Annotated in this window: 26 protein-coding genes; 20 read left to right on the forward strand and 6 right to left on the reverse strand. The window is 70.7% G+C overall.

All coding sequences use genetic code 11. The features are described from left to right. The first annotated feature begins 20 nt into the window (after positions 1–20). On the forward strand, positions 21–1,100 hold the full coding sequence (gene prfA / locus ACYQ1L_RS06395) for a peptide chain release factor 1 (RefSeq protein ID WP_460003400.1): 1,080 nt from the start codon (positions 21–23) through the stop codon (positions 1,098–1,100). Positions 1,101–1,136: 36 nt separating this feature from the next. Here prfA and ACYQ1L_RS06400 read toward each other — a convergent pair whose 3' ends face one another. From ACYQ1L_RS06400 to cysK, 3 genes are read right to left on the reverse strand one after another with little or no spacing between them, the layout of a single operon-like run. After that, positions 1,137–2,201 (reverse strand): DNA polymerase IV, encoded by a 1,065-nt coding sequence (locus ACYQ1L_RS06400; RefSeq protein WP_460003401.1) that lies wholly within the window; start codon positions 2,199–2,201, stop codon positions 1,137–1,139. 33 nt (positions 2,202–2,234) lie between these two features. Next, positions 2,235–2,819 carry a serine O-acetyltransferase EpsC gene (epsC, locus tag ACYQ1L_RS06405; protein ID WP_460003402.1) on the reverse strand — a complete coding sequence of 195 codons (585 nt, stop codon included), beginning with the start codon at positions 2,817–2,819 and terminating at the stop codon, positions 2,235–2,237. Then, positions 2,819–3,757 carry a cysteine synthase A gene (gene cysK / locus ACYQ1L_RS06410; RefSeq protein ID WP_460003403.1) on the reverse strand — a complete coding sequence of 313 codons (939 nt, stop codon included), beginning with the start codon at positions 3,755–3,757 and terminating at the stop codon, positions 2,819–2,821. Before cysK ends, epsC begins: the two co-directional genes overlap by 1 nt. A gap of 135 nt (positions 3,758–3,892) precedes the next feature. Here cysK and prmC point away from each other — a divergent pair, with 135 nt between their 5' ends. From prmC to ACYQ1L_RS06495, 17 genes are all read left to right on the forward strand, one after another. Continuing rightward, complete coding sequence (gene prmC / locus ACYQ1L_RS06415) at positions 3,893–4,750, forward strand: peptide chain release factor N(5)-glutamine methyltransferase (protein WP_460003404.1); 858 nt, start codon at positions 3,893–3,895, stop codon at positions 4,748–4,750. A gap of 79 nt (positions 4,751–4,829) precedes the next feature. Next, entirely contained in the window at positions 4,830–5,504 is a 675-nt protein-coding gene (locus ACYQ1L_RS06420) for an L-threonylcarbamoyladenylate synthase (protein WP_460003405.1), read from the forward strand. Between the two features lie 24 nt (positions 5,505–5,528). Next, complete coding sequence (locus ACYQ1L_RS06425; protein ID WP_460003406.1) at positions 5,529–6,686, forward strand: MraY family glycosyltransferase; 1,158 nt, start codon at positions 5,529–5,531, stop codon at positions 6,684–6,686. Continuing rightward, positions 6,683–7,198 carry a Cg1360 family ATP-synthase-associated protein gene (locus ACYQ1L_RS06430; protein ID WP_460003407.1) on the forward strand — a complete coding sequence of 172 codons (516 nt, stop codon included), beginning with the start codon at positions 6,683–6,685 and terminating at the stop codon, positions 7,196–7,198. The genes ACYQ1L_RS06425 and ACYQ1L_RS06430 overlap by 4 nt, the downstream gene beginning before the upstream one ends. 139 nt (positions 7,199–7,337) lie before the next feature. Continuing rightward, a complete protein-coding gene (gene atpB / locus ACYQ1L_RS06435; protein WP_460003408.1) occupies positions 7,338–8,123 on the forward strand; it encodes a F0F1 ATP synthase subunit A in 786 nt (261 codons plus the stop codon). 49 nt (positions 8,124–8,172) lie between these two features. After that, positions 8,173–8,409: an ATP synthase F0 subunit C gene (gene atpE / locus ACYQ1L_RS06440; RefSeq protein ID WP_045251710.1), complete on the forward strand. Its 237-nt coding sequence runs from the start codon at positions 8,173–8,175 to the stop codon at positions 8,407–8,409. Positions 8,410–8,437: 28 nt separating this feature from the next. Beyond that, positions 8,438–8,992 carry a F0F1 ATP synthase subunit B gene (locus tag ACYQ1L_RS06445; protein ID WP_460003409.1) on the forward strand — a complete coding sequence of 185 codons (555 nt, stop codon included), beginning with the start codon at positions 8,438–8,440 and terminating at the stop codon, positions 8,990–8,992. Next, positions 8,992–9,780, forward strand: a complete 789-nt coding sequence (locus ACYQ1L_RS06450; RefSeq protein ID WP_460003410.1) for a F0F1 ATP synthase subunit delta — start codon at positions 8,992–8,994, stop codon at positions 9,778–9,780. Before ACYQ1L_RS06445 ends, ACYQ1L_RS06450 begins: the two co-directional genes overlap by 1 nt. 51 nt (positions 9,781–9,831) lie before the next feature. After that, positions 9,832–11,472: a F0F1 ATP synthase subunit alpha gene (gene atpA, locus ACYQ1L_RS06455; RefSeq protein WP_460003411.1), complete on the forward strand. Its 1,641-nt coding sequence runs from the start codon at positions 9,832–9,834 to the stop codon at positions 11,470–11,472. Positions 11,473–11,492: 20 nt separating this feature from the next. Then, entirely contained in the window at positions 11,493–12,392 is a 900-nt protein-coding gene (locus ACYQ1L_RS06460) for a F0F1 ATP synthase subunit gamma (protein WP_159576381.1), read from the forward strand. Between the two features lie 23 nt (positions 12,393–12,415). Further along, on the forward strand, positions 12,416–13,852 hold the full coding sequence (gene atpD / locus ACYQ1L_RS06465; RefSeq protein WP_460003412.1) for a F0F1 ATP synthase subunit beta: 1,437 nt from the start codon (positions 12,416–12,418) through the stop codon (positions 13,850–13,852). A gap of 2 nt (positions 13,853–13,854) precedes the next feature. Beyond that, on the forward strand, positions 13,855–14,115 hold the full coding sequence (locus tag ACYQ1L_RS06470) for a F0F1 ATP synthase subunit epsilon (protein ID WP_159576379.1): 261 nt from the start codon (positions 13,855–13,857) through the stop codon (positions 14,113–14,115). 82 nt (positions 14,116–14,197) lie between these two features. Then, complete coding sequence (locus ACYQ1L_RS06475; protein ID WP_460003413.1) at positions 14,198–14,962, forward strand: YaaA family protein; 765 nt, start codon at positions 14,198–14,200, stop codon at positions 14,960–14,962. A 103-nt stretch (positions 14,963–15,065) separates the two neighbouring features. Continuing rightward, entirely contained in the window at positions 15,066–15,836 is a 771-nt protein-coding gene (locus tag ACYQ1L_RS06480; protein WP_460003414.1) for a large exoprotein, read from the forward strand. Between the two features lie 109 nt (positions 15,837–15,945). Continuing rightward, positions 15,946–16,917, forward strand: coding sequence for an aldo/keto reductase (locus ACYQ1L_RS06485; protein ID WP_460003415.1), 972 nt, complete (start codon positions 15,946–15,948; stop codon positions 16,915–16,917). A gap of 82 nt (positions 16,918–16,999) precedes the next feature. Beyond that, entirely contained in the window at positions 17,000–17,818 is an 819-nt protein-coding gene (locus ACYQ1L_RS06490; RefSeq protein ID WP_460003416.1) for a PP2C family protein-serine/threonine phosphatase, read from the forward strand. 57 nt (positions 17,819–17,875) lie between these two features. Continuing rightward, complete coding sequence (locus ACYQ1L_RS06495) at positions 17,876–20,737, forward strand: FtsK/SpoIIIE domain-containing protein (protein WP_460003417.1); 2,862 nt, start codon at positions 17,876–17,878, stop codon at positions 20,735–20,737. On the opposite strand, the gene ald is transcribed toward ACYQ1L_RS06495, so the two are convergent. Both ald and ACYQ1L_RS06505 read right to left on the reverse strand, forming a co-directional pair. Then, positions 20,709–21,824 (reverse strand): alanine dehydrogenase, encoded by a 1,116-nt coding sequence (gene ald, locus ACYQ1L_RS06500; protein WP_460003418.1) that lies wholly within the window; start codon positions 21,822–21,824, stop codon positions 20,709–20,711. The two genes, ACYQ1L_RS06495 and ald, sit on opposite strands and share 29 nt — an antisense overlap. Before the next feature lie 66 nt (positions 21,825–21,890). Further along, the gene (locus tag ACYQ1L_RS06505) at positions 21,891–22,886 is read right to left on the reverse strand and encodes an asparaginase (RefSeq protein ID WP_460003419.1); all 996 of its coding nucleotides are present in this window, start codon (positions 22,884–22,886) and stop codon (positions 21,891–21,893) included. An 82-nt stretch (positions 22,887–22,968) separates the two neighbouring features. Here ACYQ1L_RS06505 and ACYQ1L_RS06510 point away from each other — a divergent pair, with 82 nt between their 5' ends. Then, positions 22,969–23,454, forward strand: coding sequence for an OsmC family protein (locus ACYQ1L_RS06510; RefSeq protein WP_460003420.1), 486 nt, complete (start codon positions 22,969–22,971; stop codon positions 23,452–23,454). A 45-nt stretch (positions 23,455–23,499) separates the two neighbouring features. On the opposite strand, the gene ACYQ1L_RS06515 is transcribed toward ACYQ1L_RS06510, so the two are convergent. Next, a complete protein-coding gene (locus ACYQ1L_RS06515) occupies positions 23,500–24,189 on the reverse strand; it encodes a lysophospholipid acyltransferase family protein (RefSeq protein ID WP_460005769.1) in 690 nt (229 codons plus the stop codon). Between the two features lie 238 nt (positions 24,190–24,427). On the opposite strand from ACYQ1L_RS06515, the gene ACYQ1L_RS06520 reads away from it, so the two are divergent. Continuing rightward, complete coding sequence (locus tag ACYQ1L_RS06520; protein WP_460003421.1) at positions 24,428–25,396, forward strand: FKBP-type peptidyl-prolyl cis-trans isomerase; 969 nt, start codon at positions 24,428–24,430, stop codon at positions 25,394–25,396. The last annotated feature ends 1 nt before the right edge of the window (position 25,397 follow it).

Raw genomic sequence — 25,397 nt, forward strand, 5'->3', positions numbered from 1 at the left:
CGTTCCGGGATCCGGTCGTCATGTTCGAACAGGTCGAGGCGCTGCGCGACGAGCACCGCAGGGTGGAGAGGGAGCTCTCCGACCCCGAGGTGCACGCCGACGCGGTGCGGGCGAAGCGCGTCAACCGCCGCTACGCCGAGCTCAGCCGCATCGTGAAGGCGCATGACGACTGGATCGCCGCCGGTGAGGATCTCGAGACCGCGCGCGAGTTCGCCCGCGAGGACGAGTCGATCGCGGCGGAGATCCCGGCCCTCGAGGAGCACCTGCAGCAGACGCAGGAGCGACTGCGGCGGCTGCTGATCCCGCGGGATCCGGACGATGCCCGCGACGTCATCATGGAGATCAAGGCGGGGGAGGGCGGCGCCGAATCGGCGCTCTTCGCCGCCGACCTGCTGCGCATGTACATGCAGTACGCCGCGTCGAAGGGCTGGAAGACCGAGCTCCTCGAGCGCACCGAGTCCGACCTCGGCGGCTACAAGGACGTGCAGGTTGCGATCAAGGGCAGCTCCACGGATCCGTCCCAGGGCGTCTGGGCGCACCTCAAGTACGAGGGCGGTGTGCACCGCGTGCAGCGGGTTCCCGCCACCGAGTCGCAGGGGCGCATCCACACCTCGACGACCGGGGTGCTCGTGTTCCCGGAGGTCGACGAGCCCGACGAGATCGCGATCAACCAGAACGACCTCAAGATCGACGTCTTCCGCTCGTCGGGACCGGGCGGCCAGTCCGTGAACACCACCGACTCGGCGGTGCGCATCACGCATCTGCCCACCGGGATCGTGGTGTCGATGCAGAACGAGAAGTCGCAGCTGCAGAACCGCGAGGCGGCGATGCGCGTGCTGCGCGCCCGTCTGCTCGCCAAGCAGCAGGAGGAGCTCGAGGCCGCCGCCAGCGACGCCCGCCGCTCGCAGATCCGCGGCATGGACCGCTCGGAGCGGATCCGCACCTACAACTTCCCGGAGAACCGCATCGCGGATCACCGCACCGGCTTCAAGGCCTACAACCTCGACCAGGTGATGGACGGGGCGCTGGCGCCGATCATCGAGTCCGCGATCCACGCGGATGAGGAGGCCCGCCTCGCGGCCCTCGGCACCGAGGGCTGAACGCGCCGCCGCCCGGTGCCGTCGCGTCGGAGAGGGTCACCAGGCGCCGCGCACCGCTGTGCGCCCCTCGCGTGCGTCCTCGGGCATCGCCATCTCGGCGCGCACGCCGAGCAGCCGCACCGCCCGGTCCGGCTCGATGCGGGCGAAGAGCTCGCGCGCCTTCGCCACGACGGCGGCGCGGTCGGTCGTCTCCGGGATCCGCTTGGTGAACGTCTTCGTCGTGAACGGCGCATAGCGCACCTTGAGGCCGAGCCCGATGACGGCGCGTCCGTCCTCCGCCACGTCGTCGAGCACCTGGTCGAGCAGCACGAGCGCGGCGTGCTCGATCTCGCCGCGGCCGGCCAGATCCGTCTGATACGTGGTCTCCCGGCTGTGTCCGCGAGGAACCCAGGGGGTGTCGTCGACGACCGCGGATCCGCCGCCCTGCCCGAGTTCGCGGTACCAGAGTCCCATCCGCGGACCGAATTCGGCCGTGAGTACGTGCTCGGGCGCCGACGCCAGCTCCGCGACGGTGCGGATGCCGAGGGCCGTGAGGCGCTTCGACACCTTCGAGCCCACGCCCCACAGCTCGATCACGGCGCGGTCGCCCATCACCTGATCCCAGTTGCGGGCCGTGAGGCGGAAGACGCCCCGGGGCTTGCCGAAGCCCGTCGCGATCTTCGCCCGCACGAGCGTGTCGCCGATGCCCACGCTGCAGTGCAACCGGGTGCGCTCCAGCACGGCGCGCTGCAGGCGACGCGCGTACGCCTCGGGATCGTCGGTGTCGACGCCGACGAACGCCTCATCCCACCCGAGCACCTGCACCACCGCGCCGGGCTGGGCGCGCAGCTCGTCCATCACCTCGGCGGAGGCCGCGAGATACGCGGGAGCATCGACGGGCAGGATCACCGCATCCGGCGCCTTCCGCGCGGCGATGCGCAGCGGCATGCCCGAGCCCACGCCGAAAGCGCGGGCCTCATAGGACGCGGTCGACACCACGGCGCGCTCGGTCGGGTCGCCGCGACCGCCCACGATCACGGGCAGGCCGGCGAGCTCCGGACGGCGCAGCACCTCGACGGCCGCGATGAACTGGTCCAGGTCCACGTGGAGCACCCATCGCATGCCCCGACCCTACGCGGATCCCGGGCGTTCCGCTCAGATCGAGTATTCCGGCACGGAGAGGATCCGGGCCGTGCTCTCTCCCTCGACACGCGGCCTCGCACGGGCAGGGACCCCGGTGAGCACGGAGTCGGCCGGGGCGTCCTTGGTCACCACGGCGTTGGCGCCGATCGCCGACCGTGCTCCGATCACCACAGGCCCCAGGATCTTGGCGCCTGCGCCCACGAGCACGCCGTCCTCGAGCGTGGGGTGGCGCTTGCCGGCGTCGCGGGTGCGGCCGCCCAGGGTGACCCCGTGGTACAGCATCACGTCGTCGCCGATCTCCGCCGTCTCGCCGATCACGACGCCCATGCCATGATCGATGAAGAACCGGCGCCCGATCCGCGCGCCCGGGTGGATCTCGATGCCGGTGAGCCACCGGGCGACCTGCGAGCCCATCCGCGCCGGGAAGCGCAGTCCCCGGGTCCACAGCGCGTGGTTCAGCCGGTGCGCCCAGATGGCGTGCAGGCCGGGGTAGAGCAGGGCGATCTCGAGTCCGCCGCGGGCGGCGGGGTCGCGGAGTCGGGCGGACGCGACGTCCTCGCGCATCCGCCCGATCCACGACATGTCGGGGTTCGGCATCAGTCCTCGCGCAGGTCCTCGAACAGCGCGGTGGACAGGTAGCGCTCGCCCGTGTCGGGCGCGATCACGACGATCGTCTTGCCCGCGTTCTCCGGGCGGGCCGCGACCTTGAGCGCCTGGGCGACCGCCGCGCCGGCGGAGATCCCCACGAGCAGGCCCTCCTTGGCGGCGAGGTCCCGGGAGGTCGCGAGCGACTCGTCGAACTCGGCGGTGAGGACCTCGTCGATCACCTCGCGGTCGAGGATCTCCGGCACGAAGTTCGGGCCGATGCCCTGGATCTTCGCCGGTCCGACGCGGCCCTCGCTGAGCAGGGGGGAGTCCTTGGGCTCGACGGCGTAGACCTTGACCGCGGGGTTCGCGGCCTTGAGCGCCTGCCCGGTGCCCGTCACCGTGCCGCCGGTGCCGACGCCGGCGATGAAGACGTCGACGGCGCCGTCGGTGTCGCGCAGGATCTCCTGCGCGGTGGTCTCGCGGTGGATCTGCGGGTTGGCGGCGTTCTCGAACTGCCGAGCCCACACGGCGCCCGGGGTCTCCGCGATGATCTTCTGCAGTTCCTCGATCGCGCCCTTCATGCCGAGCGTCGGGTCGGTGAGCACGAGCTCGGCGCCGAACGCCTTGAGGAGGACCCGCCGCTCCTTCGACATGGACGCCGGCATCGTCAGGATCACGCGGTAGCCGCGGGCGGCGCCCACCATGGCCAGCGCGATGCCCGTGTTGCCGCTGGTCGCCTCGACGATCGTGCCGCCGGGCTTCAGCTCGCCGGACGCCTCTGCGGCGTCGACGATCGCGATGCCGATGCGGTCCTTGACGCTCGAGGCCGGGTTGAACGACTCGAGCTTGACGAGCACCGTGGCGTCGAGGCCGTCGGTGACGTGGTTCAGCCGGACGAGCGGGGTGTTGCCGAACGTGCTGGTGATGTCGGAGTGGATGCCTGCCATGACGGACCTTTCGATGGGCGCACTGCGTCGGGGGGCGATGAGCCCGTCCCGATGGAGGAGGACACGATCGTGCACAGCCTAGGACCGCCATCGGTGCGCACGGTGAATGTGACGCCCGCATTACGCTGGACGTCTATGTCCGTGCCGCTCGCCGAAGCCCTCCGCCGCGCCGTGAACGCCCTCGCCGAGGCCGGCGTCCTCGATCCCGCCGTGGACGCCGAGCTGCTCGCCGGGCACGTCCTGGGCGCGGGGCGAGGGGCGGTGCAGGCGGCGACGATCCGCGGCGACGCGCTCGACGAGGCGCAGGCGGAGGCGCTGGACGCCCTCGTCGCGCGGCGCGCGGCGCGCGAGCCGCTGCAGCATCTCACCGGCACGGCGCCTTTCCGCCACCTCGAGCTGGCGGTCGGACCCGGAGTGTTCGTGCCGAGGCCGGAGACCGAGATCGTCGCGCAGTTCGCGATCGACGCACTGCTCGCCGCGGCCTCGCCCGAGCCGGTCGGCGTCGACCTGTGCACGGGTTCCGGGGCGATCGCCCTGGCGATGGCGACCGAGGTCCCGCACGCACGGGTGCACGCCGTGGAGCTGTCGCCGGAGGCGCACGCCTGGGCTCAGCGCAACACCGCCGGTCAGCCGAACCTCGCGCTCGTGCTGGGCGATCTCCGCGACACGCTCGGCGAGCTCGACGGCACCGTCGACGTGGTGATCTCCAACCCGCCGTACGTGCCGGACGACGCGATCCCGCGCGACCCGGAGGTGCGCCTGTTCGACCCGGCGATGGCGCTCTACGGCGGCCCGGACGGGCTCGACGTGGTGCGCGCCATCAGCCGGCGCGCCTGGGCGCTGCTGCACCCGGGCGGCACGCTGGTGCTGGAGCACGCCGAGGTGCAGGGCGCCGCGATCCGCGAGCTGCTCGCCGCGGACGGCTGGGGGGCGACCGCCACGCACCAGGACCTCACCCGCCGCGATCGCGCCACGACGGCGATCCGGCCGTAGTCCCGGGCTGTCCGCGCCGAGGCCGCTCGCGTGCCGCGCTCAGCGGCGCGCAGGCCTCGCCCCGTAGACTGGGCCGGTCATGTCCTCCCTCTTCGATAGCCGCGACGCGGATCAGATCCTCACCGGCATGCGCCAGGCACGTCTCGCGATCGGCCGGGGCGAGCTGGTCGTGCTCCCCACCGACACCGTCTACGGCGTGGGCGCCGACGCGTTCAGCCCCGCAGCCGTGCAGCGCCTGCTCGATGCGAAGGGGAGGGGGCGCCAGCAGCCGCCGCCCGTGCTCGTCGGCAGCACCGCCACCCTCGCCGCCCTCGTCGAGACGGTGCCCGAGCCCGTGCAGCGTCTCGTCGACGCGTTCTGGCCGGGCGGCCTCACGATCGTGCTGCCGTCGCAGCCGTCGCTGGTCTGGGATCTCGGGGAGACCCACGGCACCGTCGCGGTGCGCATGCCCGACCACAAGGTCGCGCTCGCACTGCTGGAGGAGACGGGCCCTCTCGCCGTCTCCAGTGCGAACCTCACCGGCCGTCCCGCCGCCGTGGACGCCGAGGCCGCCCAGAGCATGCTCGGCGACAGCGTCTCGGTGTACCTCGATGCGGGCCCGGCGACCGGCGGCGTCGCCTCCACGATCGTCGACGCCACGTCGCTCGTGCGCCCGGGCGGCGACGACGCCAAGGTGCGGGTGCTCCGCGAGGGCGCGATCTCGCGCGACGCCCTCGTCGCGGTGCTCGGGGATCTGCTCGAAGAGCCGTCCTGACGGTCCTCGGATGAGAGCGACGACGTGAAGCAGTACCTGTTCACCGTGATCCTCACGGCGGCCGTGACCCTCGCGTGCTCGTGGGTGGTGTGGCAGCTGAGCCACCGCTTCAAGCTGTACCAGGGCATCCGCGAACGCGACGTGCACACCACCCCCACGCCGCGCCTCGGGGGAGTGGCGATGCTGCTCGGGATCCTGGCGGCGTTCGCCGCGAGCGCGGCGAGCCCGTTCTTCCACATCATCTGGGCGCAGCCGCAGACCATGTGGTCCGTGCTCGGCGCGGTGCTGCTCATCGCCGTCGTCGGCGTCATCGACGACCTGTGGGACCTGGACTGGATGATCAAGCTCGGCGCCCAGTTCATCGCTGCCGGCCTCGTCACGATCGTCGGCGGCCTGCAGATCGCATCGCTGCCGTTGGCGGAGCCCGTGATCGGATCCAGCTGGCTGAGCATCGTGATCACGATGTTCGCGATCGTGATCGTGATGAACGCCGTCAACTTCATCGACGGACTCGACGGTCTGGTGGCGGGCGTGTGCCTCATCGCGAACGGCGTGTTCTTCGCGTACTCCTACATCATCGCCCGCGACATCGGCCAGTCCAGCTACTTCAGCCTCGCGCCGTTCATCGCCGCGATGCTCATCGGCGCCTGCATCGGATTCCTGCCGATGAACTGGACCCCGGCGAAGCTGTTCATGGGGGACTCCGGTGCTCTCGTGATCGGCCTGCTCATGGCCACCAGCGCCGTCGCGATCACCGGGCAGCTGAACCCGACGGTGCTGGCCAATGCGCAGATCGGGCGCTCGCAGCTGCTCGGCGCGTTCATCCCGATCCTGCTCCCCGTCGTGGTGGTGCTGCTGCCGCTGCTCGACTTCGGGCTGGCCGTGCTGCGGCGCATGGGGGCCGGGAAGTCGCCGTTCTCCCCGGATCGCAAGCACCTGCATCACCGCATGCTCGACCTCGGCCACCGCGGCCGCGACGCCGTGCTGATCTTCTACGCGTGGACCGCCGTCATCTCCCTCGCCGTGCTGCTGATGTACATCGGCTCGCGGGAGGGCTGGTACGGCGAGTACGCCGCGGGCGTGGTGTTCGGCGTCGTCGGCGCCGGAGCGTGCCTGATCGTCACCCTCATCCCGTCGCGTCCGCGCGCGCCGCGGAACGTCCCCGAGAAGGAACCGAAATGAGCTCCGCGAGCCCCGTCACCAGCACCCCGATCCTGCGCACGGCGCTGATCGCCTCCGGAGTGGCCGCCGTCGTGCTGGCAGCGATCGCCGGCGTCGTCGGCGGGGCGCTGAAGGGCGCGCCCGGCGTGTGGAGCGGGCTGATCGGCGCGCTCATCGCGGTGGTGTTCGGCGCGATCACGGCCGGGAGCATCCTCATCGCCAACCGGTGGTTCGGTCAGGAGCTGTACGTGCAGCTGTTCTTCGCGATCGTGATGGGCGGCTGGTTCCTCAAACTGGGACTGTTCGTCGTCCTGATCCTGGTGCTGCGGGGACAGCCCTGGCTGGAGCCGGTGGTCTTCTTCTGGTCGCTGCTGGCAGGGGTGCTGGTCTCGCTCGCGATCGACGGCGTGGTGTTCCTGAAGATGCGTCTCCCGCACGTCAGCGACACCTCGCTGCCGACCGTCGCACCCGATGATGTCGCGCCCTCGGCGGGGGAGCGCAACCCCTCCGATCGCGGTCGTGACGCGGATTAAGGGAACTCACATGTCTGATAGGCTGGTGCGTGAGCCCGCTCGTTTCGCGAGCGCTGCGCTGTGAAGCACATCGACCGACGCCCCGGTAGCCCCCGGTGCCCCGAAGTTGGAGCCCGCGCTGTTTAATCTTGCTGCGACCATGATTCCTCGACTGGCCGACGACAGCGGTTTCCACGGCCCGTCGATGGACGAGTTCTTCCCGGAGATCCTCTTCAACGCGTTCGGCGTCCCGGTCCACCGGATCCACCTGGTCCAGTTCGTCTCCGTCGTCGCCGTGGTGCTGATCCTCGTGCTCGGCACACGCCGGATGAAGATCGTCCCCGGACGGTTCCAGAGCGTCGTGGAGATGGGTCTCGGCTTCGTCCGCGGCGGCATCGCGCACGACCTGCTCGGCCGCAAGGACGGCGACCGGTTCCTGCCGATCCTCACCACGATCTTCTTCATGACGCTGTTCATGAACATCACGGGCATCATCCCGGGGCTGAACATCGCCGGCACGAGCATCATCGGCGTGCCCCTGCTGCTCGCGGTGGTCAGCTACGTGACCTTCATCTACGCGGGCATCAAGAAGAGCCCGAAGAACTTCTTCAAGAACGCGCTCTTCCCGGCCGGTGTGCCGTGGCCGGTGTACATCATCGTCACGCCGATCGAGTTCATCTCGACCTTCATCATCCGCCCGGTGACCCTCACCCTGCGTCTTCTGATGAACATGGTCGTCGGTCACATGCTGCTGGTGCTGTGCTACTCGGCCACCGCGTTCTTCTTCTTCACCGCCGGCGGCGGCTGGGCCGCGCTCGGTGTCGGAACCCTCGCCTTCGGCGGCGCCTTCTCGGTCTTCGAGATCCTGGTGGCCGTCCTCCAGGCCTACGTCTTCACCGTCCTCACCGCGGTCTACATCCAGCTCGCGGTCGCAGAAGAGCACTGACAACCCCTGCGGGCGGCGAGACCGCCGCCCACAACGAAAGGAAAAATCCGTGGACGCTACTACGGTTCTCGCAGCAGTCAACGGCAACCTCGCGGCGATCGGCTACGGCCTCGCTGCCATCGGCCCGGCCATCGGCGTGGGCATCGTCGTCGGCAAGACGATCGAGGGTGTCGCCCGCCAGCCCGAGCTGGCCGGTCGTCTGCAGGTTCTGATGTGGATCGGCATCGCCTTCACCGAGGCGCTCGCGTTCGTCGGCATCGCCGTCGGCTTCATCCCCTTCCCGTAATCCGCACCCGAATCCCGAAGGAGACAGGATGCTGAACGCTCTTGTCACGAACCTCGCGGCCGAGGGTGAGGCGGCGCACAACCCGCTCCTGCCCGCGTGGTACGACCTGGTCTGGTCGGCGCTGTGGTTCGTCGTGATCCTGCTCGTGGTGTGGTTCTACGCCCTTCCGCGGTTCACGAAGATGCTCGACGAGCGCTCTGCGGCCATCGAGGGCAACATCGCGAAGGCGGACGAGGCGCAGAAGCAGGCCGAGGCCGCCCTGGCGGAGTACACCCGCCAGCTCGCCGAGGCCCGCACCGAGGCCGGCACGATCCGTGAGACCGCCCGCGAGGACGGCAAGAAGATCGTCGCCGAGGCGAAGGAGACCGCTGCGGCCGAGGCCGCGCGTCTGACCGCCGCCGCACACGCGCAGATCGAGGCGGAGCGTCAGACGGCGTTCGTCTCGCTGCGCAACGAGGTCGGCGGCCTCGCCCTCGACCTCGCCGGCGGTGTGGTCGGCGAGACCCTCTCCGACGACGCACGCGCGACGGCCGTCGTGGACCGCTTCCTCGCGGACCTCGAGGCTTCCGAGGCGGCGAAGTAATGGGCAGCGCGACCGCTCAGGCCCTCACGGCGTCGAGCAGCGCTCTGACCGCCGCGCAGGGGATCACCCTCGACGTCGCCGGAGAGCTCTTCTCCGCCACGCGCCTGATCGGTGAGTCCTCCGCGCTGAGCGGCGCGCTCGCCGATCCCGCTGCCCCCGTCGAGGCCCGCGCCGCCCTGGTGTCGCGGGTGTTCGCCGGCGCCTCCGAGGCTGCGCGCAGCGTGCTCACCACGGCCGCCTCGCAGCGCTGGTCCTCCGCCGCCGACCTGGTCGACGGTGTGGAGGAGCTCGCTGTGCGCGCCGCGGCGATCGCATCGCCCGAGGCCGACATCGAGGGCGAGCTGTTCTCGGTCTCGCGTCTGGTCGCCGACAACGCCGACCTCGAGCTGGCCCTGGGCAGCCGCCTGGGTGGCGGCGAGGGCAAGGCCGCACTCCTGCAGAAGCTGGTCGGGTCGAGCCTGCACCCTGCGACGTCGCTGATCGTCACGTCCCTGGTGCGTCTGCCGCGGGGACGTCGCGTGCGCCGGCTGCTGAGCCGGGCCATGCGCATCGTGTCCGCGCAGCGCGACCGCATCGTCGCGACCGTGCGCACCGCCCGGCCGCTCACCGCGCAGCAGCGCGACCGTCTCCGCACGGTGCTGACCGGCCGCTACGGCCGTCGGGTCGCGCTGAACGAGGTGCTCGACGCCGCCGTCGTCGGAGGCCTGCGCGTGCAGGTCGCGGACGACGTCATCGACGGCAGCATCGCCGCCCGCCTCGCCGATCTCCGGCAGAAGCTCGCGGGCTGACAAACGAACTTCGCGCGGTAAGGCCGCGCACCTGTATACAAAGGGAAGACAATGGCAGAACTTTCGATCAGCCCCGACGTCATCCGTGACGCGCTGAAGGACTTCGTCGCCGCGTACGAGCCGACGTCCGGCACGGCGACCGAGGTCGGCACCGTCATCGACGCCGCGGACGGCATCGCGCACGTCGAGGGACTGCCCGGCGTCATGGCGAACGAGCTCGTGACCTTCGCCGACGGCACCAAGGGACTCGCGCTGAACCTGGACGAGCACGAGATCGGTGTGGTCGTCCTCGGCGACTTCGCCGGCATCGAAGCCGGCCAGGAGGTCACCCGCACCGGCGAGGTGCTCTCCGTGCCCGTCGGCGACGGTTACCTCGGCCGCGTGGTGGACCCGCTCGGCAACCCGATCGACGGTCTCGGCGCCATCGCCACGGAGGGCGTCCGCGAGCTAGAGCTGCAGGCGCCCGGCGTCATGCAGCGCAAGAGCGTCCACGAGCCGATGCAGACCGGCATCAAGGCGATCGACGCCATGATCCCCGTCGGCCGCGGCCAGCGCCAGCTCATCATCGGCGACCGCCAGACCGGCAAGACCGCGATCGCGATCGACACGATCATCAACCAGAAGGCCAACTGGGAATCCGGCGACGTCAACAAGCAGGTCCGCTGCATCTACGTCGCGATCGGCCAGAAGGGCTCGACCATCGCCTCTGTCAAGGGCGCGCTGGAAGAGGCCGGCGCCCTGGAGTACACGACGATCGTCGCAGCCCCCGCGTCCGACCCGGCCGGCTTCAAGTACCTCGCCCCCTACACCGGCTCGGCCATCGGCCAGCACTGGATGTACGGCGGCAAGCACGTCCTGATCATCTTCGACGACCTGTCGAAGCAGGCCGAGGCCTACCGTGCCGTGTCGCTGCTGCTGCGCCGTCCGCCGGGCCGCGAGGCGTACCCCGGTGACGTCTTCTACCTGCACTCCCGCCTGCTGGAGCGCTGCGCGAAGCTGTCCGACGAGCTCGGCGCCGGTTCGATGACGGGTCTGCCCATCATCGAGACCAAGGCCAACGACGTCTCGGCATACATCCCGACCAACGTGATCTCGATCACCGACGGCCAGATCTTCCTGCAGTCCGACCTGTTCAACGCGAACCAGCGTCCGGCTGTCGACGTGGGCATTTCGGTGTCCCGCGTCGGTGGTGACGCCCAGGTCAAGTCGATCAAGAAGGTCTCCGGAACGCTGAAGCTGGAGCTCGCGCAGTACCGGTCGCTCGAGGCGTTCGCGATGTTCGCGTCCGACCTCGACCAGGCCTCGCGTCGTCAGCTCGCCCGTGGTGCTCGCCTGACCGAGCTGCTCAAGCAGCCGCAGTACTCGCCGTACCCGGTGGAGGACCAGGTCGTCTCGATCTGGGCCGGCACCAACGGCAAGCTCGACACGATCGAGGTCGAGGACGTGCTGCGCTTCGAGCGCGAGCTGCTCGACCACCTGCGTCGCAACACCGACGTCCTGACCAAGCTCCGCGACACGAACGTCCTCGACGACGACACCGTCGCCGAGCTGGAGAAGGCGACCGACGCCTTCATCCTCGAGTTTCAGGGCGGCAAGGGCCACGGCATCGGCGCTCCCGGTCACGAGGAGCACAGTGCCGCGGACGCCGAGGACGTGAACCAGGAGAAGATCGTCAAGGGTCGCCGCGCGTAAGCGCGGGGGAGTCTTCCGATATGGGCGCACAACTCCGGGTCTACAAGCAGAAGATCTCTTCTGCTCAGACGACCAAGAAGATCACGAAGGCGATGGAGCTCATCGCGGCTTCGCGCATCCAGAAGGCGATGGCGCGCGTCAACGCGTCGTCGCCCTTCGCGCGAGCCGTGACCCGAGCCGTCTCCGCCGTGGCCACGCACTCCAACGTCGACCACCCGCTCACCCGTGAGCCCGAGAACATCCGCCGCTCCGCGGTCGTGATCTTCTCGTCGGACCGCGGCCTCGCGGGCGCCTTCAACTCGCAGATCCTCCGTGAGGGCATGGAGCTCGCCGAGCTGCTGCGCTCCGAGGGTCGCGAGCCGGTGTTCTACCTGGTGGGCCGCAAGGCCGTCGGCTATTTCCAGTTCCGCGGGCTCGACGCCGCGGCGGAGTGGACCGGCGACACCGACACGCCGTCCTTCCACACCGCGGAGGCCATCTCGGCCACCCTGCTGGAGGCCTTCGCGCGCGGTGGCGACCAGGGCGGCGTGGACGAGATCCACCTCGTCTACAACCGCTTCGTCAGCATGATGACGCAGTCGCCGGAGACGGTCCGGCTGCTCCCGCTGGAGATTGCGGAGGCGGACGAGTCCGACACCTCGACCGCGGTCTACCCGCTGTACGAGTTCGAGCCGGATGCGGCCACGGTGCTCGACGCGATCCTGCCGGTGTACATCCAGAGCCGCGTCTTCAACGCCCTCCTGCAGTCGTCCGCCGCCAAGCAGGCCGCGACGCAGAAGGCGATGAAGTCGGCCAGCGACAACGCCGACAAGCTCATCACCGACTACACCCGCCTGCGCAACAACGCGCGCCAGGCGGAGATCACGCAGCAGATCGCCGAGATCGTCGGCGGCGCCGACGCCCTGGCGTCGAGCAAGTAAGACCCTCAGGAGAGAGACGAAATATGACTGACACTGCTACGACGGTCGTCGGCCGCGTTGCTCGCGTCACCGGCCCGGTCGTCGACATCGAGTTCCCGCACGATGCGATCCCCGACATCTACAACGCGCTGAAGACGACGATCGCGATCGGCGACGAGTCGACCGAGATCACGCTCGAGGTCGCGCAGCACCTCGGCGACGACCTCGTCCGCGCCATCGCCCTCAAGCCGACCGACGGCATCGTCCGCGGCCAGGAGGTGCGCGACACCGGTGCGCCCATCTCGGTTCCCGTCGGCGACGTGACCAAGGGCAAGGTCTTCAACGTGATCGGCGAGGTTCTCAACGCCGCGCCCGGCGAGCAGATCGAGGTCACCGAGCGCTGGCCGATCCACCGCAAGGCGCCGAACTTCGACCAGCTCGAGTCCAAGACCACGATGTTCGAGACCGGCATCAAGTCGATCGACCTGCTGACCCCGTACGTGCAGGGCGGCAAGATCGGCCTGTTCGGCGGCGCGGGCGTCGGCAAGACCGTCCTCATCCAGGAGATGATCCAGCGCGTCGCGCAGGACCACGGCGGTGTGTCGGTGTTCGCCGGTGTCGGTGAGCGCACCCGTGAGGGCAACGACCTCATCGGCGAGATGGAGGAGGCGGGCGTCTTCGACAAGACCGCCCTCGTCTTCGGCCAGATGGACGAGCCGCCGGGGACGCGTCTGCGTGTCGCGCTGTCCGCGCTGACCATGGCGGAGTACTTCCGCGATGTGCAGAAGCAGGACGTGCTGCTCTTCATCGACAACATCTTCCGCTTCACGCAGGCCGGATCCGAGGTCTCCACGCTGCTCGGCCGCATGCCGTCCGCGGTGGGCTACCAGCCGAACCTCGCCGACGAGATGGGTGTGCTCCAGGAGCGCATCACCTCGACCCGCGGTCACTCGATCACCTCGCTGCAGGCGATCTACGTGCCGGCCGATGACTACACCGACCCGGCTCCGGCGACCACCTTCGCGCACCTCGACGCGACCACCGAGCTCTCGCGTGAGATCGCCTCGAAGGGTCTGTACCCGGCGATCGACCCGCTGACCTCGACGTCGCGGATCATGGACCCCCGCTACCTGGGCGAGGACCACTACCGCGTGGCCACGACGGTCAAGCAGATCCTGCAGAAGAACAAGGAGCTGCAGGAGATCATCGCGATCCTCGGTGTCGACGAGCTCTCCGAAGAGGACAAGATCGTCGTCGCCCGTGCGCGCCGCATCCAGCAGTTCCTGTCCCAGAACACCTACATGGCGAAGAAGTTCACCGGTGTCGAGGGCTCCACGGTTCCGCTCAAGGACACGATCGAGTCGTTCGACGCGATCTGCCGCGGCGACTTCGACCACGTCGCCGAGCAGGCCTTCTTCAACGTCGGCCCGATCTCGGACGTCGAGGAGAAGTGGGCGCAGATCCAGAAGGAGAACGCCTGATCATGGCGCTGCACGTCAGCCTCGTCTCCGCCGACGCGGAGGTCTGGACCGGCGAGGCCAGCCTCGTCGTCGCGAAGACCGTCGAGGGCGAGCTGGGCTTCATGGCCGGGCACGAGCCCGTGCTGGCCATCCTCGCCGAGGGGCAGGTCCGCATCACGCAGCTGGACGGCACCAAGGTGCTGGCCAGCGCGCGTGACGGCTTCGTCTCGATGGAGGGCGACTCCCTGACCATCGTGGCGGGCAACGCGGCGCTTGTCGCCTGATCCACCACCTCACGCCGGCGCCGGATCCCTTCGGGGGTCCGGCGCTCGCGTTTCCCCGCCCTGCGCCCCGAGGAGTCCGCCCATGATGATTCTGCTGCCCCCGAGCGAGACCAAGCGCCCGGGCGGGAGACGGGGCCCCGCCGATCCCGCGGCATGGGCGCTGCCCGGCCTGCTCCCGCAGCGCGCCCGGGTGCGTGAAGCGCTCGCGGCGCTCGCGGCGGATCCCGAGGCGACGCGGCGGGTGCTCAAGCTCAGCGACACGCAGCTCGCCGACGCGGTGCGCGACAACGCGTCCCTCGGCGACGGTCCCGTCATGCCGGCCGTCGACCGGTACACCGGCGTGCTGTTCGACGCGCTGGATGCCGCCTCGCTCGACGGCTATGCCCGGCGGTGGCTCGGCGCGCACGTGCGGATCCACTCCGCGCCGTTCGGCCCGGTCGGCGCGCTGGACGTGATCCCTTCGTACCGTCTCGGCGCGGCCGCTTCCGTACCGGGGCTTCCCGCGCTGCGCCGGCTCTGGGCCGACGCGGTGACGGCCGAGCTCGCGGCGGCGGATCCCGGCTTCGTGCTCGACCTGCGCTCAGAGGCCTATGTCGGGCTCGGACCCGTGCCGGCCGAGGTGCCCTCGGCGTATGTGCGGGTCGTCACCGCCCAGGGCAGGGCGCTGAACCACTTCAACAAGCATGCGAAGGGCGCTCTCATCCGCCGGCTCGCACAGGAGCGGCCGAAGATCGCATCGCGACGGAGCCTGCTGAATTGGGCGTCACGCTCGGGGATCGAGCTCCGCGCCACCGAGGATTCCGGAATCCTGGATCTGGTCACGGATCAGCCGACAGCCCGCAAATAGTCTGTGAATTCGGTGGGAGGACACGGTAGGGTTTTCGCGTCGGCGCTCCTCGCTCCTCATAGCGCCCGATGCATCGCATCACCATCATTTCCCGGAGGGAAAAATGAACGACTACGGATACGACAGCGGCGCAAGCGTCGCAGCTGCCCTCGGCATCTTCTTCTTCGCATTGATCCTGATCGTCATCGTGTACGTCATCGGCTCCATCTTCCTGATGAAGATCTTCGAGAAGGCCGGTGTGCAGGGCAAATGGCGCGCATGGGTGCCCGTCTACAACCAGATGATCTTCCTCAAGCTCGGCGACATGTCGCCGTGGCTGATTCTGATCCTGATGGTCGCGTCGATCATCCCGATCTTGAACTACCTGACGGGGATCGCGTCGTTCGTGGTCCTCTCCATCGCCGCCTGGCGGGTGGGGCTCAAGCTGCAGAAGAGCGCGGCATGGGTCGTTCTCTACGCAGCGGGCGCGGTCACGGGCGGACTCACGTCGCTGATCTGGCTCGGCATCAACGCGTTCGACAAGTCGCGCTGGAACCCGAACATCGCTCCTGCCTCCTGGGCCGGCAACGGATTCTTCGGCGACCGCACGGTGTGGCAGGGCGTCCCGGTGCAGCCGTCCGCGCAGGCTCCGGCCGCAGGCTACGGCGCCCCGCAGGGCTACCAGCCGCCGGCCGCTCAGGGCTACGCCCCGCCGCAGCCGGACTACGGCCAGCCCGCAGCCCCGCAGGCTCCGGTCGCGCCGCAGGCGCCGACGTTCCAGCCGCCGGCCGCTCCTCCGGCGACGCCGCCGGCACCGCCCGCGCCGCCGGCACCGCCGGCACCGCCGGCCGCCAACCCGGACGCGCCTGCCACAGGTGAGCAGCCCCCGGCCTGACGCCGTTCTCGGAAGCCCCGGTCCCCGGACCGGGGCTTCCCGCGTCCCCGGGGTGCCGACCCGCGCAGCCGAACATGGCCTGTACGAACATGGCCTGTAGTTTGGAGGCATGAGCGCTGAACGTCGAGTCGGATCGTCCGGCCTCCTGGTCTCCGCTGTGGGACTCGGATGCAACAACTTCGGACGGGCGGGAACGGCGACGGAGACGCTGCAGGGCACGCGAGAGGTCCTGGATGCGGCGATCGATCACGGCGTCACCTTCCTGGACACCGCTGACATCTACGGCAAGGATCCTGGCCTCAGCGAGACCCTGATGGGGGAGGCACTGGAAGGACGCCGCGATCGCGTCGTGCTGGCGACCAAGTTCGGCTACGCCGGCGTGGACATGGGGTACGACTTCCCGGCCGCGCGCGGGTCCCGTCGCTATATCCGGAAGGCCGTCGCCGAGTCCCTGCGCCGTCTGCGCACGGACTGGATCGATCTCTACCAGCTGCACTGGCCGGATCCGCTGACGCCGATCGAGGAGACGCTCGACGCGCTCGACGAGCTCGTGCGGGAGGGGAAGATCCGCTACTTCGGGCACTCCAACTTCAGCGGCTGGCAGATCGCGGAGGCAGAGCTGCGCGCGTCGCGCAGCGCGCGCTTCATCTCCTCGCAGAATCAGTACTCGCTGCTCTCTCGCGCCGCGGAGCGCGAGGTGCTTCCGGCGGTGAACCGGTTCGGGCTCGGCTTCTTCCCGTTCTTCCCCCTGCACAACGGACTGCTCACGGGCAAGTTCACGCGAGAGGGAGGCCCGGCGCAGAGCCGCATCATGCGCACCAGGGCCCACCTCTGGAAGGACGCGCCGTGGGACGCGCTGGACGCCTACCGCGCCTTCTGCGACGAACGGGGCATCACGATGCTGGAGGCGACGTTCGGCTGGCTGCTCGCGCAGCCCGGCGTGGCCTCCGTCATCGCCGGGGCGACCTCCGCGGAGCAGATCGAGGCGAATGCCCGCGCCGGCACCGCGTGGACGCCCACGGCCGAGGAGATCGCCGCGATCGACGCGCTGCTTCCGCTGCCGGCGGATCCGGCGGTCTGAGCCGCGTGAGGCCGGTCGGATCCATTACGATGTGGGAGATTTCAGCGGTCGTTCCGATCGCCCGAGGAAAGGGAGGATCGCGATGAGCCAAGGTTCTGCGGCGCACACGCGCGAGGTCGCGCTGGCGTCCGGCGACACGGTCATCCTGAGCTGGGCGGGCGCGACCGACACCGGTCGCCGGCGGGAGAGCAACCAGGATTCGCTGCTCGCCGAGTTCCCGCTCTTCGTCGTCGCAGACGGCATGGGCGGCCACGCCGGCGGTGAGATCGCGAGCCAGCGCACCATCGCGCGGCTCCAGGAGGCGGTCGGCGCCGGGGAGGTCTCCGCGGCGACCATCGAGTCGGCGCTCCTCGCCGCCGTGCAGGACATCACCTCGCACCCTGACACCACGGACGAGGGCACCGGGACCACGCTCACGGGCGTGTTCTTCACGGTCATCGACGACGACGCGCACTGGGTGTCGCTCAACATCGGCGATTCCCGGGTGTACCTGCTCCGCGACGGCGCGCTCAGTCAGGTCACGACCGATCACTCCGTCGTGCAGGAGCTCATCACCGCAGGGCGGCTCAGCCCTGAGGAGGCCGAGGGGCATCCCTACAGCAACGTGATCACCCGCGCCGTCGGCGTGAGTGAGGCGCTGCCGCCGGATTACCGCGAGTTCGCCGTGCACGACGGCGACCGCTTCGTGATCTGCTCCGACGGTCTCACCAAGGAGCTCACCGACTACGGGATCCAGCACTTCCTCGGCCTCAACCCGACGCCGGACGCCGCCGTCGATGCGATGCTCAGCGCCGCGCTGGAGAACGGCGGACGCGACAACGTGACCATCATCGTGGTGGACGTGCGGCGGATCCCCGCCGGCTCGGACTCGTCCTCCACAGCGCCGATTCCCGTCGACTAGCGCACCGATCGCGCGAGCAGGCTCCTGCGCTCGCGTCGGAGGCGATGGGATGGCGGCATGGAAACCGTCGAGACGATCGTCCTTCCCGCGCCCCCGGCACCACCCGGCCGCGGCTCGCTGCCCCTGATCGCCGCCGTCGTCCCGGTGGTGTCCGGCGTGGTGCTGTTCGCCGTCACCGGATCGCCGCTCTCGCTGTGCTTCGCCGCGCTCGGCCCTGTGATGATCCTGGGATCGTTCCTGGACGGCCTGCGCCAGCGCCGGCGGGCCCTGCGCCTGAGCCGGGCGGAGGAGGGGCAGGCCTGGGAGCGGGTGCAGGAGACGGTCGCCGTCCGGGAGGCGGAGGAACGGGCGCGACGGCTTCGGGCGACCCCTGATCTCTCCGCGTGCCTCGCCGATCCGCCCACCAGGCCGATCCTGTTCGCGGAGAGGACGGAGCTCGCTGTGGGGCGGGGCGACGGACCCTCCCCGTTGCGTTTCACCGGCGCGGGGGACCGGGCGGAGGGGTTCCGCGCCCTGCATCGCACCGTTCCGGGCGTCCCGGTGACCGTGCCGCTGTCGGACGGTTTGTGCGTGCGCGGGCCGGCGCCGGTCGCGGCGGCGGTCGCCCGCGCGCTGCTGCTGCAGCTCTGCCTGCGCCACGCCGGCGGCGCGATCCGTCTCGACGGGGACGGCGCGGCGGCGCTCGGGCTGGACGAGCTCACCCGTGCGCGGGGATCCCGCGCGGGCGTCGTCGTGCACGCCGGGCTGGGGCGGACGGCGCCCTCGGGCCCGCGCCTGTGCCTGCGGGAGCCCGGAGCGCCGCCGCCGGCCGGCTACCACGCGGTTCTCGACGTGACGGACCCCTCCAGCGCGGCCCTGCGCACATCGGAGGGCATCCGCGACTGCGTCGTCGAGGGCATCTCCCGCGAGCAGGCCGCGGAGATCGTGCGCGACCTCGTCGAGGAGCGCGGTGCGGAGGCGGTCATCCCCGCGGCTGTCGGCCTGCGCGAGGTGCTCGCAACGCCGCCGAGGGAGGGCACCGCTTCCGCGGACCCCGTCGGGTCGGCAGGTCTGCCGGCGGCGCTCGGGCGCGACGCCGAGGGAGCCGTCGCCGTCGACCTCGTGGCGGACGGACCCCACGCGCTCGTGACCGGCGTCACCGGCGCGGGCAAGAGCGAGCTCCTGGTGAGCTGGGTGGCGGCGCTGGCGGCGGCGCACTCGGCCGAGCAGCTCGCTTTCGTGCTCGCCGATTTCAAGGGCGGCACCGCGTTCGAACCGCTGCGGTCGCTGCCGCAGGTGGCCGCCGTCATCACCGACCTCGATGCGGACGGCGCCGAGCGCGGGGTCCGCAGCCTGCGCGCCGAACTGCGCCGCAGGGAAGCGGTGCTGGCAGAGAAGGGCGCGCGCAGCATCGCGGACGCCCGAGGCGCGCTCGGACGGCTGGTCATCGTCGTGGACGAGTACGCCGCGCTGGTGCAGGAGCATCCCGATCTCGCGGCGGTGTTCACCGACATCGCCGCGCGGGGGCGTGCCCTGGGAATGCACCTGATCCTGGGCACGCAGCGCGCGACCGGGGTGATCCGAGACGCGCTGGCCGCGAACTGCCCGCTCCGGATCGCGCTGCGGGTCACCGACGCCGCGGACAGCCGGGCCATGATCGGCACCGACGAGGCGGCAGCACTTCCGGGCGATCCCGCCGGACGCGGGCTCGCCTACGTCCGCCGCGCGCAGGACACCGCGCCCGGGGCGTTCCGGGTCGCGCGCACCGCCCCGGAGGAGCTCGCGGAGATCAGCGCTCGGTGGCGGAGTGACGTGCGCGCCGCCAGCCCGTGGCTGCCCGCGCTGCCGGCACGGCTGCAGCGCGCGGAGCTGCCGGCGGCCGCGCCCGGCGAGATCCTTTTGGGACTCGCGGACGAACCGGAGCGGCAGCGCCAGGTCAACCGCGCTCTGCGTGCGGGGGAGGATCGTGGTCTCGCGGTGTTCGGTGGTCCCTCATCCGGCAAGAGCAGCCTGCTGCGCAGCGCCGTGGAACAGGTGCCGGACGCGCTGCTGCTGCCGCGGGATCCGGAGGAGGCGTGGTCCCTGCTCGACGACCTGGCCGACGGGCGCCGTCCGCTGCCGCAGCTGCTGGCGGTCGACGACGTGGATCGGCACCTCTCCGCGTTCCCCCTCGAATACGCCTCGGCATGGCTGGAGCGGCTGCAGCGGGTGCTCCGGATCGCCGGCGACCGCGACTGCACCGTGCTGCTCAGCGCCTCCCGGTGCACGGCCCAGCTCTCCGCCCTCGCCGACCTGCTGCCGACGCGGGTGCTCCTGCGTGCCGCGAGCCGCACCGAGCACCTCACCGCCGGGGGCGATCCGCGCTCCTACGATCCCGCGCGCCCGCCCGGCAGAGGGCTGCTGGACGGCGTGGAGGTGCAGTTCGCCCTTCCCGACCGACGCGGCGCCGACGACGGTGGCGCCGACAGGCGGGGCGGTGCGGATAGCGGCGACGGGGCGGGCACGCAGCAGGAGGGCGTGCCACGGTGGCACCCGCGGGCCGACCTCGTCGGCGTGGTGAGCCCGGCGCCCTCGCGCACCGCCGAAGGGCTGGCTGCCCGGTTCGGACCGGGCGTCGTGCAGGTGCTCGTCGACGGCGCCCCCGTGGTCCTGGCCGACGGCGGGAGGGGGCGCGCGGAGCTCGTGATGCTCGTCGGCGACGCGGAGGCCTGGCAGCGGCAGTACGCGCTCTGGCAGCGCATCCTGCGCACCGGCGAGGCGGTGGTGGTCGCCGAGGCGGGGCGGGAGCTGCGCACGCTCGCCGGCGTGCGCGAACTCCCGCCGTACGCCCTGACGCACGCGGGGCGGGCCTGGACCGTGGGCGTGGACGGAAGGCCGTCCCGCGTGGTCCTGCCCGCCCCGCGGGACGACGTCAGCCCAGCAGCTCGTCCAGCGGAGTGAGGGGCAGATCGTGCGCCGTCGCCACGCCGGCGTTCGCGATCCTGCCACCGGTGACGTTCAGGCCGGCCGCCAGTGCGGCGTCGGCGCGCAGGGCCGCCTGCCAACCGCGCGACGCGATCTGGCGCACGTACGGCAGCGTCGCGTTGGTCAGCGCCGAGGTGGACGTGTTCGGCACCGCGCCGGGCATGTTGGCGACGCAGTAGAACACGGTGTCGTGCACCCGGAACGTGGGGTCGTCATGCGTCGTCGGGTGGGTGTCCTCGAAGCAGCCGCCCTGGTCGACGGCGATGTCGACGAGCACGCTGCCCGGACGCATCTCGGCGACCATCTCGTTCGTGACCAGCTTCGGGGCCTTCGCGCCGGGAATCAGCACCGATCCGATGACGAGGTCCGATCCGACCACGGCACGGCGCAGGTCCAGCGGGTTCGACGCGGCGGTCTTGACCCTGCCGCCGAAGAAGTCGTCCAGGTAGCGCAGGCGTGCGATGTTGGTGTCGAAGATCGTCACGTCAGCTCCCATGCCGGCCGCGATCACCGCGGCGTTGGCACCGGCGACGCCGCCGCCGATCACCGTGACGACCGCAGGACGGGTCCCTGGCACGCCGGACATCAGCAGGCCGAGCCCGCCCTGAGAGCGCATCAGCGTGTTCGCGCCGACGAGCGGCGCGAGACGACCCGCGACCTCGCTCATCGGGGCGAGCAGCGGCAGCGCGCCCGATGCCAGCTGCACGGTCTCGTAGGCGATCGCGGTCATGCCCGATTCGGCGAGCCGATCGGTCAGCGCGCGATCGGCCGCGAGGTGCAGATACGTGAAAAGCACCAGGTCGCTGCGGAAGCGGTGGTACTCGCTGGCGATCGGCTCCTTCACCTTCAGCACCAGCTCCGCGCGCGCCCAGACCTCGTCCGCGTCGTCGAGCAGCGTCGCTCCCGCCTCGCGGTAGTCGTCATCCGACATCGAGGAGCCGACGCCGGCGCCGGACTGCACGAAAACCTCATGACCGGCGAGCGCCAGATCGTGCACACCCGCGGGGGTGAGCGCGACGCGGAACTCGTTGTTCTTCACCTCGCTGGGGACCGAGATCCTCATCGTGGCTCCTTTCCTTTTCCCTGATGGGCTTGCCCGCCCGCGGGTTCCGGCCCCTTCTGGGGGCGCTCAGATTCCGGCGCCGGGGCGGATGACCCCGACGTCGCTGCCGCCGCCGAGGACGGCAAGAGGAAGGGCCGAGGCGAGGCTGTCCACCTGCGCGTCGGTCAGCGCGCCCGCACGGGCGAGCAGGGTCGCTGCGACGATCGTGGCTGCCCGGCCCGATCCGTCCAGCATCTTCAGCGCGAGCGTGGTGCCGTTCGGGGCCACCATGACCATCACGCCCTCCGCGCCGTGCTTGGCGAAGACGCCGAGCTTCTCGATCGCGATCGTGTCGGGGCGGCCGGGACCCTCGATCGTCCACGGGTTCTCGCGCACCGTGCGCACCAGGGCGCCGGCCACCCGGTGCAGCGCGAACGGGGAGCGCTCCGAGGCGCTGCCGATGCGGTGCAGCGCCCGGGCGAGGCCGGTCAGGGTGAGCGCGTGCACGGGCGCACCGCAGCCGTCGATCGCGGTGGCCGCAACGCGCTCGCCGCTGAGCCGTTCGACGGTCTCCTTGATGTGGACCTGCAGCGGATGCTCCGGGTCGAGGTATCCGGCGGTCGGCCAGCCGTTCGCCACGCAGGCGCGCAGCATCGTGGCGTGCTTGCCGGAGCAGTTCATCCGGATCCGCGCCTTCCCGGCATGATCGCGCACGAGCTCGTCCCGGGTGGCGGAGTCGCCCGGCCAGTCGGCGGGGCAGGCCAGATCGTCCTCGGTGAGCCCGCCGGCGGCGAGGATGTCGCGCACCACGGCTGCGTGACGGTCGGTGCCGATGTGGCTCGCCGTGGCAAGGCCCAGCTGCTCGCCCTCGAGGGGCGCGCCGGCGGTCAGGCAGGCGACGGCCTGCAGCGGCTTCAGGCTCGAGCGCGGCAGCACGAGCGCCTCCGGGTTGCCGTGCCGGGCGATGATCTCAGCCTCGGGCGACAGCACCACGGCGGCTCCGATGTGGCGGGATTCGATGAACCCGTTCCTCTCGACGACGGCGAGTTCCACGGCATCCTGGACGGTCAGAGTCTGCACCACGAAGGCAAGCCTAGTGGGCGTGCGCTCGCCTCGAATGCGGCGTCTTGGCCGCACACGCTGCGGCGCCTGGCACGATGGATCCATGAGTCTCGGCACCCACCGCTACGCCCTCACCACCACGTGGACCGGAAACCGCGGCACCGGCACGTCGGGATACCGCGACTACGACCGGGCGAGCACGATCTCCGTTGCGGGCAAGCCGGATCTGCTGGCCTCGTCGGACAAGCCGTTCCGCGGGGATCCGGCACGGTGGAACCCCGAGGACATGCTGCTCGCGGCGCTCAGCGAGTGCCATCTGCTGAGCTACCTGCACGCGTGCGTGACGGCCGGCGTCGTCGTGGTGGACTATCGCGACGAGGCGACGGGCACGATGCAGGAGGACGGGCGCGGCGGGGGAGCGTTCACCGAGGTGACCCTGCACCCCGTCGTCACCGTCGCCGACGAGTCCATGCGCGCGGCCGCGGAGTCGGCGCACGCCCAGGCGAACGCCTGGTGCTTCATCGCGAACTCGGTCGCGTTCCCGGTGCGGCACGAGGCGACGATCCTGGTCGCAGCGTCCGCGGACTGAAGCCGCCGCATCGCGGACGACCGGCAGGCTCCGCCCCTCGCGGACTCAGCGCCTCTCGTGCGGCAGCGCCTGCTTGATCTTCTCGATCGCGCCCTGCGCGGGCACCTCGTTGTAGACGCCCGCGAGCTCCTGCTCGCTCAAGGCATGGATGGCCGCCATGATCTCGTCGGTGGCGCCGCGACGGGCCCGCCCCGAGTTGGCGGATCCGTGATGCGACAGGTCCAGCGGCTCGCCGAATCGGATCGTCACCTTCTCACCGAGCTTCGGCATGTTCGCGCCGACCGGCATCGCCTTGTCCGTGCCGATCACGCCGACCGGCACGACCTTCGCCCCGGTCTGCAGGGCGAGGAAGGCGACGCCCGTGCGTCCCTTGTACAGCCGCCCGTCGGTGGAACGCGTGCCTTCCGGATACAGCGCGACGGCGAGCCCCTGATCCAGCAGCTTCCGCTGCTCGTCGAGGGCGTCGAGCGCCGCCTGCCCGGCGCCGCGGCGCACCGGGATCGCGCCGACCGCACGCATGAAGTTCGCCACGAACCGGCCCTTGAGGCTCGTGCCCTCGAAGTAGCTCGACTTCGCCAGGAAGTGCACACGGCGCGGCGCGGCGACGGGGATCGCGATCGAATCGATGAAGGAGAGGTGGTTCGAGGCGATGATGATCGGGCCCGTCTTCGGCACGTTCGCCCGGCCCTCGACGCGGGGCCGGTAGATGAGACGCGTGAGGGGGATCAGGATCATCCGGCCGAGCAGATACGTCGCACCGGTGCGACGCACTTCCTCGTCGGTCTGGTGCGTCTCCGCGACGACTCCGTCGCGGTCTGCCGACGCTGCGGGTTCGGGTTCCGGTGTCACCAGACAAGGCTAGATCAGGATCCATTCCGCGATCGGAATGGGCGGTGCCCGACGCACCTCCCAGCGGCGGCAAAGCCCGATAGGGCAGGATAGGCGGGTTCGTCCCTACGTCTCGAGGTCCTCCGTGCGCATCCGCATCGCCGCTGCTCTGTCCGCCGTCGCCGCGACGGCTCTCCTGCTCTCCGGCTGCGCCGGGGCCGGCGCTCCGTCGGCCTCGCCGTCCCCGTCGGCGTCGTCGTCCTGCCTGCTCGACGCCAAGCCGGGCAAGGCCTCGGACGCGGTCAAGGTAGACGGTCAGGGCAAGGATCTGAAGGTCAGCGTCCCCGCCGACGCGGACATCGACGCCGCGAGCGCCCCCGAGCGCACGGTGCTGAAGAAGGGCGACGGCAAGGACGTCAAGGCGGGCGATCTCGTCTCCGTGCAGTACCGGATCGTCACCGCCGCGGACGGCACCGTGCTCGACTCCAGCTCGCGCGGGGTGGACGACCAGCTGCCGGTGCTCCTCGACCCCAATCAGCAGTCCCTGTTCGTCGCAGCGCTGGAGTGCCAGCCGCTCGGATCCTCCGTCGTTCTCGCCCTCCCGGGCAAGCTGCTGGGAGCGGGGCAGAAGGCGATCGTCGTGTACGCCCAGTCCACCAAGAAGCTGCCGACGGTCGCCACCGGCACCGAGGTCGCGCCGACCGACGGCATGCCCACGGTGAAGCTCGACAAGAGCGGCGCCCCCGAGATCACCGTCCCGAAGAGCGACCCGCCGGCCGAGACGAAGATCGCCATGCTCAAGCAGGGCGACGGTCCGACGGTGGCCAGCGGCGACTTCGTGATCGTCCAGTACCGCGGCGTGACCTGGGCCGACGGCAAGGAGTTCGACTCCAGCTGGAAGCGCGGCGCGCCGGCGCAGTTCCAGACCACGGGCGTCGTGACCGGGTTCAAGAAGGCGCTCGAGGGGCAGAAGGTCGGCTCGCAGGTGCTCGTGGTCATCCCGCCCGCAGAGGGCTACGGCGACAAGGCGTCGGGATCCATCCCCGCGGGCTCCACCCTCGTGTTCGTGATCGACATCCTCGGCACCGTTCCCTCGGCGGCGCCGGCGCAGTGAC

Source organism: Microbacterium xylanilyticum, assembly GCF_054654695.1.